11 protein-coding genes, 1 pseudogene and 1 CRISPR repeat array are annotated in these 11,377 nt (G+C 46.9%); of the genes and pseudogenes, 5 read left to right on the forward strand and 7 right to left on the reverse strand.

Annotation, left to right across the window (positions count from 1 at the left end; translation table 11 throughout):
• Positions 1-355: 355 nt before the first annotated feature.
• Positions 356-814: a peroxiredoxin gene (locus tag QT990_RS29130; protein ID WP_333148412.1), complete on the forward strand. Its 459-nt coding sequence runs from the start codon at positions 356-358 to the stop codon at positions 812-814.
• A gap of 568 nt (positions 815-1,382) precedes the next feature.
• A CRISPR array of direct repeats spans positions 1,383-1,786; the repeat unit is 37 nt; unit sequence GTTTCCATTCAATTAGTTTCCCCAGCGAGTGGGGAGT.
• 10 nt (positions 1,787-1,796) lie between these two features.
• Here QT990_RS29130 and QT990_RS29140 read toward each other — a convergent pair.
• Complete coding sequence (locus QT990_RS29140) at positions 1,797-2,228, reverse strand: hypothetical protein (protein ID WP_333466084.1); 432 nt, start codon at positions 2,226-2,228, stop codon at positions 1,797-1,799.
• A gap of 148 nt (positions 2,229-2,376) precedes the next feature.
• On the opposite strand from QT990_RS29140, the gene QT990_RS29145 reads away from it, so the two are divergent.
• A complete protein-coding gene (locus QT990_RS29145; RefSeq protein ID WP_333466085.1) occupies positions 2,377-2,511 on the forward strand; it encodes a hypothetical protein in 135 nt (44 codons plus the stop codon).
• A gap of 171 nt (positions 2,512-2,682) precedes the next feature.
• On the opposite strand, the gene hpf is transcribed toward QT990_RS29145, so the two are convergent.
• On the reverse strand, positions 2,683-3,336 hold the full coding sequence (gene hpf / locus QT990_RS29150; RefSeq protein ID WP_333143055.1) for a ribosome hibernation-promoting factor, HPF/YfiA family: 654 nt from the start codon (positions 3,334-3,336) through the stop codon (positions 2,683-2,685).
• 153 nt (positions 3,337-3,489) lie between these two features.
• Here hpf and lipB point away from each other — a divergent pair, with 153 nt between their 5' ends.
• On the forward strand, positions 3,490-4,173 hold the full coding sequence (gene lipB / locus QT990_RS29155) for a lipoyl(octanoyl) transferase LipB (protein ID WP_333466086.1): 684 nt from the start codon (positions 3,490-3,492) through the stop codon (positions 4,171-4,173).
• 63 nt (positions 4,174-4,236) lie between these two features.
• On the opposite strand, the gene QT990_RS29160 is transcribed toward lipB, so the two are convergent.
• Positions 4,237-4,461, reverse strand: a complete 225-nt coding sequence (locus QT990_RS29160; RefSeq protein WP_333053918.1) for a helix-turn-helix domain-containing protein — start codon at positions 4,459-4,461, stop codon at positions 4,237-4,239.
• 617 nt (positions 4,462-5,078) lie between these two features.
• Here QT990_RS29160 and QT990_RS29165 point away from each other — a divergent pair.
• Positions 5,079-5,312, forward strand: coding sequence for a hypothetical protein (locus tag QT990_RS29165; protein ID WP_333107431.1), 234 nt, complete (start codon positions 5,079-5,081; stop codon positions 5,310-5,312).
• 488 nt (positions 5,313-5,800) lie between these two features.
• Complete coding sequence (locus QT990_RS29170) at positions 5,801-6,148, forward strand: hypothetical protein (RefSeq protein WP_333143058.1); 348 nt, start codon at positions 5,801-5,803, stop codon at positions 6,146-6,148.
• A 176-nt stretch (positions 6,149-6,324) separates the two neighbouring features.
• On the opposite strand, the gene QT990_RS29175 is transcribed toward QT990_RS29170, so the two are convergent.
• From QT990_RS29175 to QT990_RS29190, 4 genes and pseudogenes are all read right to left on the reverse strand, one after another.
• Entirely contained in the window at positions 6,325-6,882 is a 558-nt protein-coding gene (locus QT990_RS29175; protein ID WP_333143059.1) for a single-stranded DNA-binding protein, read from the reverse strand.
• 46 nt (positions 6,883-6,928) lie between these two features.
• Positions 6,929-7,963, reverse strand: coding sequence for an RRXRR domain-containing protein (locus QT990_RS29180; RefSeq protein ID WP_333143060.1), 1,035 nt, complete (start codon positions 7,961-7,963; stop codon positions 6,929-6,931).
• Between the two features lie 435 nt (positions 7,964-8,398).
• A complete protein-coding gene (locus QT990_RS29185; RefSeq protein ID WP_333466087.1) occupies positions 8,399-10,942 on the reverse strand; it encodes a mannose-1-phosphate guanyltransferase in 2,544 nt (847 codons plus the stop codon).
• 258 nt (positions 10,943-11,200) lie between these two features.
• Positions 11,201-11,377, reverse strand: a pseudogene (locus QT990_RS29190) (RNA-guided endonuclease TnpB family protein); the annotation flags it as partial.

An 11,377-nucleotide genomic window follows, 5' to 3' on the forward strand; every position in this document is an offset into this window, starting at 1 on the left:
CAAAGAGTGAATTTTCTTGTGGAACAGGCATCTTGCCTGTTCATAAAAAGCTTATTGAGAATGGTGCAGCATCTCAGTAGTAACGCTTCAGCCCCGCCCATCCCATTGTTAATAAGAATTTTCGTTAATCCCCGTGGAGGTGCGGTTCAAAAGAGCCTCTTCAATTAATCCGCGTAACTGCGAATCGTCGGCTGCATCCAGATTTGGTAAAAACGGTTTTTTTTAGCAGTGCGAGAAAGCAAAAATGGGAGGCTGTCGCAGCGGGCGATCGCAAGTGCGAACTATTGGTCACAAAAAACTGTACAATAACAAAAGTTAAAATTTCCCGCAAACACATCTACTAAGTTAAAAAAACATGACCGTCAAAGTAGGAGACACCGCACCCGATTTTACCTTACCATCTCAAACTGGCACATCAGTCAGCCTCAAAGATTTTAAAGGTAAAAAAAACGTCATAGTCTACTTTTACCCCAAAGACGACACACCCGGATGCACAACCCAAGCTTGCGCTTTTCGAGATAGCTACGAAGTCTTCAAAGACGCAGGTGCAGAAGTCATAGGAATTAGCGAAGATTCGCAACAATCGCACCAGCAATTTTCGGCAAAATATCAGCTACCCTTTACACTTCTGAGCGATACTGGCAACAAAGTGCGGCAATTATACGGAGTTCCAGCTACCCTGTGGATTATGCCCGGTAGAGTAACTTATGTCATTGACAAAGAAGGCGTTGTCAAGCATATTTTTGACTCGATGTTAGACTTCAAAGCACACGTTGCAGAAGCACTCAAAACTTTAGAAACCATCAAAAGTTAGATGGCGCGCGGGTTGCCAGAAACCGCGTTTTTTACGAAAATGATTTGCTGTATCTAGCAGATTAGCTAAAAAACCCGGTTTCTTCGATATTGGCGCGGAAGTCGCAATCTATTGTTTACATCGTTTGATAAATCGCCCTTTTTTAGCTCAAGCCTATTGAAGAATATTGAACTGAGACGGGGATGCTAGATTGACAGGAGAAAATATTATACTAATTATGAAAAATATTGATCCATAGAAATTAGAGGTTCTCATCGGTAGGGAAACGGCATTGCCGTGTCCGGCCAGGAGTTATGTTAATGTTTGTAGCAAAAGTCAAAAAAAAGTATATATTGACAGGATTTGTACTGCTGTAGGATTTGCTTTTGTAGGGAGTTTCTGTTCAATTAGTTTAGTCCAGGATGCAGGGGAAGTCAGAAACCGGGTTTTTTTACGAAAATCCTGGGTGGGAACCCACGTATTAGGTAAAAAACCCGGTTTCTTTAGTATGAGTGCGTAAGTCGTGTATTTTTCTAGTGAATGGGAAAATTGAAAGCAGTTAAGATGGAAACCTTGGCTGCTTTTTTAAGTTTCCATTCAATTAGTTTCCCCAGCGAGTGGGGAGGCAGCACTCGGAAACGCTCTTGATTGGAGGGTTGCGTTTCCATTCAATTAGTTTCCCCAGCGAGTGGGGAGGTTTGTAGAAGTATTCGGAACACCCCAGGATAAGCGTTTTAGTTTCCATTCAATTAGTTTTCCCAGCGAGTGGGAAGTTAGTCCCGTTTGTGCGGATTACTCGGCTGCGAAGTCGTTTCCATTCAATTAGTTTCCCCAGCGAGTGGGGAGTCTGTACATGACGGCGACACACTGCGGGTTCGAGTTTCCATTCAATTAGTTTCCCCAGCGAGTGGGGAGTACCAACACAGATTATCACACTTGACCCCAGAGTTAACAAACTTCCCATTCAATTAGTTTTCCCAGCGAGTGGGGAGTGTCGCGTTGTTCAATGGATTGGGCTAATCTTAAGCCGGAGTTTACCATTCGCCTCAATTTCTATATCTACATGATGCCTTCCGCTTGATGTCGCAACAGCAACAGTTCCAACTAAGGCTCCGATACCCGCGCCAACTGCTGCTCCAACAGGACCACCAACTATGAATCCAATAGCACCTGCACCTGCTGCATGAGCAAAAATATAGAGGGCAGAGTAGTTAAGCGCAGTAACCCCAGCAGAATAAGGGATGAATGCGCCTGTAGCTATATTTACCCACTCTCCCGATTTGTTCTTGTGTAACTCAAAAATGGTTTTTAACTTCTCTGGAAGGTCTGAATATCGCTCGTAGTCTGTAATAACTTCAACTTGCTCACTTTGCTCCAAGGCTGTCTTTAGCTCACGATAAAACATTTCTGTATCTGAGAAAACTAACTTCCGCATACATTCCATTCAATTAGTTTCACCTCCATTCTACACCCCAGGCAGCGCAAGGAGTCTAGAGGGAGAGCGGCGACACCCGCGACAAAAAATTAAGGAAGGGCCGAGGGACAGTTTTGGCAATCTGCTGTATGTTGATTATCAGATAGATTTGCCCGATCGCTCAGAGAACGAATTCAGTCTGTGGGTGCAAAGATATATGGATAGCGCCCAAGTGCTTTCCCCGCCGAGTTTGGTAGAAAAACACCGACAAGCAGCGAAAGATTTAGTCGCCAGATACAGCTAGCTGGTAAAGACAGATTTTACCACTTGTTCGTAGTCAGCACCTCAGTCCTGATTCTCTAAAAAACCAAGAAAGGACTACAGTCCTTACTACGAACCAGGAGTTTGTAGTGAGAACTTTAGTCCTTTTTTGCTAACGGCTTGCACCCATTAACAATTAGCACTCAGCAATTATCTAGCTTTTTGCAACACTCGATTTTTCAGATGTAGCGCTTTCGGCAGTTTTGCCATTTTTGCTATTACCGTTACCGTTGCTGTGGCGGGGTTGGATAACTCCATAGCCACCGTGAGTCTTGCGTTCGTAGAGTACGTTAATTTCGTCTGTTTCCGCATTACGGAACATATAGAAATCGTGATCGATAATCTGCAATTGTTCCAAAGCTTGTTGCACAGTCATTGGAGGCATAGCAAAATACTTAGTCCGTACCACCTCAGCAGGAAGTTCGGGAGTTCGATCGCCAATTAGATCCGCTACTACAGGATGTTCTTCAACTGCCGTAACCGTTTTAACACTACTGTGGGTCTTGTTGTCGTGGCGTTTTTCCTTAAATTTCCGCAGTTGACGAGCTATCTTGTCGGCAACCAAATCGATGCTGGCATACAGGCTTTCCGTGCTTTCTTCAGCCCGAATAACGCTGCCGTTAGCATAAATTGTCACCTCAGCAGTCTGCTTAGGATTGATCCTGGGGTTACGAGCCACCGATAGATGTATGTCCACTTCTGTAGTCAAATTTTGAAAATGGCTAACTGCCTTTTCAACCTTTTGATTGACGTACTCGCGAATCGCATCGGTGATTTCTATATTTTTACCCTGGATAACAAGCTTCATAGAGCTCCCTCCCTTCTTTATACTTGGGTATATTTTATACAGTAGCACTATGTATTCTGGAAAACACTTATCTTCCAAATCTTTTATTATATGTTGACAATTCTTGATTTAAACTGCGCCAATATTCCGTAATAACACTATTGACTTTTTTGCATGATTTCTCCTCTCATCCCTCAACAGTTAAATGCACCACCCTGCTTGCTCCTCGATTGGGGACAAGTTCCCTACTCCCAAGCTTGGGAAATCCAGCAAAAACTTGTGCAAGAACGCCGCGACAAGCCAGATTTGCCAGATGTCCTGATTTTGCTGGAACACCCGCCGGTTTACACTTTGGGACAGGGCGCGAAGTTGGAATTTCTGAAATTTGACCCAAGTCAAACTGGGCCGGAACTGCACCGAGTTGAGCGGGGCGGCGAGGTGACTTACCACTGTCCGGGCCAATTGGTGGGCTATCCGATTTTAAATTTGCGGCGCCACCAGCCTGATTTGCACTGGTATTTGCGACAGTTGGAGGAAGTGCTGCTGGGGGTGCTGGAAGTTTTGGGGTTGAAGGGTTCGCGGGTTCCCGGTATGACTGGAGTTTGGGTGGATGGGTGCAAGGTAGGTGCGATCGGCATTAAAGTCAGCCGCTGGATTACGATGCACGGTTTTGCTTTAAATGTTTGTCCGGATCTGGCCGGTTTTGGGCAAATTGTACCTTGCGGGATTCCCGATCGACCTGTTGGCAGTTTAGAGCAGTTTATTCCCGGAATTGAGGTCGATCGAGTGCGATCGATCGTTGTCGCTGAGTTTGCTCGCGTTTTTGCACTGGAAATTGTGCGATTCCCTACGGGATAGCTTCGCTTCACGAATGTGTAGTGTGCGTCGCTGTCAACCCTACTCCTAACCGCAGTCGGTTTTTTAAGTGCGATCGGGCTGGTCTTCCTCATACACCATTAAATCGCCCGGTTGGCAGTTTAGTGCTTTGCACAGAGCATTGAGAGTGGATTCGTCAATTCTCGTGAGGCGACGGCGGGTTTTGAGTCTCGAAAACGAAGTTGGGTGCATCCCCACCAAAGCAGCCAACTCTTTGTTGCTGATATTACGCTCGGCCATTACAACTGCCAATTTCCAACGGATGACCACTGTTGATGCTCAATTAATAGCCTGGAGTTTGCAAGCTGATGTTACCATCCCGCAACCTTCACTATCCTTTATTTAACCGCTACGGTAAATTATTTGAGGTTGGCAGTTGACTAAGTTCAGAAAATGAACTATGCTGAGGATGTACAAACGGAAAAGCGATCGCCCCTGGGCCTGGAAAACTTAAGGGCGATCGCTATCCGACTATTTTGTAGTTAAAACTCGTCACCAACCCCAGCCTAAAGGCATGGGGCAAAGAAGAGAAAGGCTCACCACCTTTTAAATCTGAGACTAAAACAGTGTCTAGCTTGCGGGTCAAGAACCCAAACTGAACTATCTGGTGGTGGTACACCGAACGACGTTACTGGATGCTTCCCTAGTCTGTAACAAGAACGAATAGTCAGTAGCGAAGGGATATATACACACGGGCTTACCGCCACTTGCTATGCGTACAGGACAAAGAGTGTCAGCCGGCAATTGTCCCGACGAAAGTACAGCACAAAAGTACACGGCATTTAGTAGTTCCAAGGCGGTAGCAAGCTTAACGGGGGACTAATCCTCCCCCCCCCATTCAATTGTAAAGCCGTCCTAAAAGGACGGGGTTTCTACCCATTTTTCTGATGATATCACAGCCCAAGTCAGTTCCCGAACTCCTGCGCGAAGAAATTCCCGACGCACCCATCGGAAAGCAACCGATCCGATTGTTGATTTGCGGGATTCCCAAAGGAGTCGAAAGCCTCATCAATCTGCTGCACGTTTTGGGTTTTGCAGAAGTTGGTGAATGGAGCCCGCCTTTACCGTCCCCGATCGCAGGCGAAGTAATGCGGATTTTAACCCGTTACTGGAAAGAATAATCTTTAAGGGCGATCGCCCTTTATTGACTGAAGTGCGATCGCTCTTAAATCATCAAAAACATCTGGCTTAATTCTCCACCCAATCGCTTAAAAACTCAACAGTAAGGATGCTAAATATCGAATCGAATTAACGCTGCGGTGTTTGCGAGACTTGGGGGTATTAGAGAGAGCATTTTAACGGTCTGTACTTAGGATCGCGAATTAAATAACTTACAATTTTAATTGTTATTGTGGGATGGGCGTCCCGCCCATCCTTTTTGGACGGGCGGGACGCCCATCCCACTTTCAAGAGTGGAAGTTATTTAATTCTCATTCCTTACTGATTCAAGAATTGACAGGATTGGTGGTATAATTCTGCATCGCCTGCTTCTCTAACCTTAGAGAGAAGCAAGACCGATGCAGAAATACCTCCTAAGAGTTTTGCGATCGCCCCTAGCGTCAGGTAAGCTTCTTGTTAATTATTGCGCTTTGCTCAGGAGAAAAAATTTATGCCAGATATGTCCGGTCAAGACCCCTCGGAAATTAAAATGGCGACGGTTGATGAAGAAGAAAAAGGCGCAACGTTTAGCGGTACGGTCATCCTTGCTATCGATGTCGATGGTCCTGGGGAAGTCCTTTTCTTCAGAGACTTTTTGATTGAAGATTATAAAGGCGAACTTAGCGCTTATCTGGCAACAGATGGCAATATAACGAAAAGCATAGATTTAGGCGAAGTTAAGCATAAGAGCAGCAGCTTTAAGCTGCCAATTCCGGTGGGGACGGATACATCACCCTACAATACCGTCGTGCTGCGCGACGAAAAAAGCAAGAAAAAAGTTGTGACGATCGAGCTGTAAAATTTGCAATGAGAGCTCGTAGTTGGGCCAAGTTTGTTAGCGCAGCCCTCGAAGAGGAGCGCCCTTTTTTTCCTGAAGTACGCGCGTGCGAAGCTATCCCGTAGGGAATCGCTCTTAAATTAAGGTGCCTCACTTTCGATCGAACAGTCGAGTTGTAAAGTGATGCACCCTAATTTTTAAAATGGAATCGGATCGTAATCGGGATTGTCAGCTTCGTTAGACGAACCCGACTGGCGATCGGACTCAGAATTTGAAGACTGATGCGAGTTCCAATCCGAACTAGACGTGCGGTTAGCGCCGCCTGGAGCGCTGTTAGGACTGCGCTTGTGCGAGCCTAAAGGTACTACATTGCTCGGCACATTAGCCGGGGCGCTGTCGCGAATTTGAGCCGGTTCCGGGGCGGTTCTAGCTGGGGGAGCCGAACTCATGGCATCGGCCCCGACACTGTAAATCCTTTGAGCTGTCAGTTCAGCGCGCTTTTCTTTAATACCATCTCTTTCGATCGTATTCATGCTCAGCCGTCCCTCAATAATCACGCGATCGCCCTCGTGATATTTTTCGTGAATTTCTTGAGCAAAATTTCCCCATCCTATCACTTTCAAATGTTCGGGCGGATCTTCAGGTTTTGGGCCTGGAAACTGCACCAGCATCTCAGCGATTTGAAGTTGATTGTCAGGAGTATAACGGAGTTGCGGTTGTTGAATTATTTCCGCCATCAAAATGCAGCTATTCATCAGAAAAATGGGTGTGAAACCCCGTCCTTCTAGGACGGCTTTACAATTAATTTGCAATGCGCCACGAGTTGTAAGACAAAAACTTACAATCCGCAGACAACGCATTTTGACACAACCGTTTGCCAGTACCTAAGCTGTGCAAACTAATTGTTTTCCGAGTTGGGTCTTTCTTCGTAGGCGACTCTTGCCAGCCACCTACGTAGCAAAACCCATACTTTCGGTGTTTGACGATTGAACCGCGTTTGAATCCCGCACTCAAAGTGCCGCCATACCTCGAACGGATGTGACCCGGAGCGTGTTGCAATCGGTGTAACTGGCGTCTGTGAAACTCAAGAGGAATTACTTCTATCAATGCAGTGTTATCGGGTTTAAAATGCCCCCCAACGCACCAGTTAGCTAGCACCCAAGAATCAACGCAGTGTGCCTCAAATTTGTTTGATAGCTTCTGCTTTGACTTGAGGAGTTCACTCAATTGACGTAATTCATAAGTATCATTGCCCGTCTTAGTTTCAACACGAGCGATTTTCTCAAGCTCTGCATAGAACCATTGCTTGCCTACTCCTAGCGGACTAAACGATACATTCCACTTGCGTGCGTTTTTCCAGGTTCGGGCTTTGATATCTTCTACAACGAAAGTTGATATTGGGAACATCAAAGTCAGCCATTTAGCTATCCTTAATTTCCACTGCCACCTCGCCTTAGTTGATGGAGGCAGTCGATATTTGTTGACCAGTCGGTTGGCTCGGTTTTTGCGGCATGGCGTGTTGCGAAAACGCCTGGCGCGCCGCATATTTCGCCTGATCTCAACATGGTCTTTCACCCAATCAACAGCATGGGTTTGAATGTTGAGATAAGTATGCGCTTTGGATTTAACCGTAAACGCTTCTCGCTTCGATCCGGGATCGATACCAACTGCAATTGGTTGGCGGTGCGTGTTGGATGGTTCTATGTTGAGTCGAACGCAAAACACTCCTTTTTTCCAAAATGGTGTCGCCTTGCCAGACTTAATCCAACGCTTTGCCCTGCTTGGAGTTGTCGGCATTAAGGGTCTGTTTTCGCTATCTAAGACTGGAACAAACATTTACGGTAAGTCCTATTTCTAGGTTTGTATTTCCCTTCGCCACTGGCACATCCGAGCGGTTAAAAACTAGGGAGGTATTCTTAACGTCAGTTGGGATACCACTCCCAGATGGCTCAGTTTGTCTTGAAGACGCAGGCTAGACACTGTTTTAGTCTTGAATTAAGAAGCGGGTGTTGCTCCCTCTTTCAAGCCCCATCCCTTTTAGGGTGGGGTTAGTGACCTGTTATCTGTGCGTAATTGGGAATTGGGCATCGGGCATCGGGAATTGGGCATCGGGAATTGGGAATTGGCCCGCGCAGGGACTTCGGGATTGGGAATTGGGCATGAACTTTCAAGTAAAAAGGTAAAACTTAAAATAACGCATTTTATTTTTTTACTTTTGCATTACCAATTCCCCATTGCCAATGCCCTGTTTGGCCAATGCCCAATTCCCGATTACACGTGACCAAATTTATCTTGGAGAACCGCCGCCTCGGCTTGACTGACAAAATCGTGAACGAGGGCGCGGTACTCCTTCAACGTTTCAGATACCCAATCTCGATCCTCACTGTTGGCGAAGATATGAACGGTTGGTTCACTAGCATCGGGTAAAACTAATACCCAATTGTCGTCGCTGTAGTTAAAAATCTTCACTCCATCTAATAATTCTAAACGATCGGGCGAATGAGTTTCTACTAAATGTCGCATCAGCGAACCCTTGATAGTCCAAGGACAGCGGACGCTGTAACTGCGGTGGGTGATGCGGGGAAGTTCCGCCTTGATCTGTCCGAGCGATCGCTCCTGAATCGTCATCATTTCTATCACTTTAGCAATGCAGAACATTCCGTCAAATCCGGGATGCAACTGCGGGAAAATAAAACCCATAAGGCCACTGCCGCCCAAAACCACATTCGGGTTCCTGTTAGCAGCTTCCATCAAAGCAGTTGGGTTCGCCTTCGTGCGGATTACCTTGCTTTGATAGCGTCGGGCGATCGCCTCCACCGCAGAAGACGCATGCACCGGCACTACTACTGTACCTTTGGGATGAGAAGTCAGCATCAAATTTACCATCAACGCCGTCAGCATTTCCCCACGAATCGCTATCCCAGACTCATCTACCAAAATGAGCTGTTCGCCGTTAGCCGATACCTGCACTCCAAAATTAGCGCTGAGTGCTTTCACCACCCGGCCAAGTTGGTCGAGCAAATATTCCCGTTCCCCGTTGCTTAGAGAAGTCTGCTTGAGACTGGCATTGAGAACCACCGCATCGCAGCCGAACTTGGCGAGCATTTGGGGCAGAATTGCTCCAGAAACCGCGTAAACGTAATCGATTACCACCTTAGAATTGCTGTAGCGTATCGCCTCAACATTCATCTGCCGCTCAAAAATGCGGTTGTAAACATCAAGAGCTTGGTTAAAGTACGTCATCTCTCCAATTTCGGGAATTAGAGCCCGCCGCAAATCTTCCTTAAAATAAGCCCCCTCGATTTTTTTCTCAGCTCCTTTAGTAATATTGATGCCTTTGATATCGAAGAATTCAATTAAAATGTGGTCGGAGCGATCGGGCGAAATGCGAACGTGAATGCCGCCGGCAATGGATATCGTAGACGAAACCGTGCGCGCGATCGGAATTGCCGTCGATTCCAAATTGATCACATTAATTCCCACCGACATCAAACCCGCAATCAAAGACCTCGAAACCATCCGCGAAATGCTCCGCTGGTCACGAGAAACCGATACCGCAGTCCCGGGTTTCAAAGTCGAGCCATAAGCCGCGCCCAATTTTACTGCAAATTCCGGGGTAACATCCACATTTGCCAGTCCTTGAACGCCACGCTGACCGAACAAATTCCGCTTAGCTTGTTCTCCCCAAATTAAATTTTGATTTAACAGAGCGCCGGATTCAATATTTTTGCTCGGCCAGACGCGCACGCTTGGCCCCACTTGTGCTTCTTCTCCCACGATGGACATTGAACCGACGACAGCACCTTCTAGGACGTGAGCGCGCCTGTCTACGCGGGTACTCCGGCAAATCACGCAGGCCCTCAGATGAGCGTCTTCGCCGACAATTGCTCCGTTCCAGACGATGGGACGTTTGAGGTTGGCATCGGCCCCGACTGTCACGTTATCTCCGATCACAGTACCTGCATCGAGTTTAACTCGGGCTCCAATTCGGCAATTGTTGCCGATCATGACCGGTACTTCGACGATCGCGCTATCGTCAATAAAAGTATTCTGACCTACCCAAAGTCCCGATCGAACTTCGTTGTAGTAGCTCAAATCCAGTTTGACCTTTCCCCGCAGCGCGTCGTACTGAGCTTCCCGGTAAACATCTAGCTGGCCGACATCGCACCAGTAACCCTCGGCGATGTACCCGTACATCGGCTCGTTTTTTTCCAGTAGCAGGGGAAACAAGTCTTTGGAGAAGTCGCACTCCTGATGTGTCGGCAGGTAATCCAAGACTTCGGGTTCTAAAATATAAATGCCGGTATTGATAGTATCGGAGAAAATTTCGCTGCTAGAAGGCTTTTCCAGAAAGCGACTGATGCGGTAATTTTCCTCGGTAATCACGACCCCGAATTCCATCGGGTTGGGAACGCGAGTTAAAATTAACGTGGCTTTGGATTGCTGGCTGCGGTGAAATTTGATCGCTGCCGTTAAGTCGAAGTCTGTGATGCTGTCGCCACTGATGACCAGAAAAGTTCGATCGAGCAGTTCAGCAATATTTTTGACGCAACCAGCCGTACCCAGCGGTTGGTCTTCCTCCACAGCGTAAGTCATTTGAACGCCAAACTCTGCCCCGTCAGTAAAATATTCGCGCATGATATCGGGAAGGTAGTGCAGCGTCGCAATAATTTCCGTAATCTGATGCCTTTTTAGCAAATTGATAATGTGTTCTGCGATCGGGCGATTAAGAATCGGCACCATCGGTTTGGGCAAATCGCACGTCAGGGGTCTGAGCCTCGTTCCCGATCCCCCAGCCATCAGCACTGCACGCATAAAATCCTCCTTGCTTAGAAAGCTCTCTACCGCTATTGTCCGCTAGAAAAAGTTTGCCTGCTGTAATTCGTCGGCCACGAGCTATCAGTTCTTAGTTAATTATCTTTGAGTAGTGACACGTCTGGGAAATCCCGTTCGGCCAGGCCGTCCCGCAACAGCAACCGATTTCAACCGAATTAGAACTTGCGGCATCGCACCAATCCCCCGGTCGAGCTCGGATTTGTAGGGGATGTTGGATAATAGCTGGTAAAAGTATAGTCATTTATAGGCATGGGAGGCTTCAAGTCCCTCCCCATTCACTTTTACTTTGAGCGGATTGACCCGCATTGGCCCAACTACGCAGCTCCCTATCAAGAAAGCTGAACGCATTTGGGATTGCTTTTCTGAGGATGTTGTACGAAGCGTTGATATCAGAATTAATTAACTGACCAGTCG

This window comes from Microcoleus sp. T3_B1 (genome assembly GCF_036700445.1).
Lineage (GTDB): Bacteria > Cyanobacteriota > Cyanobacteriia > Cyanobacteriales > Microcoleaceae > Microcoleus.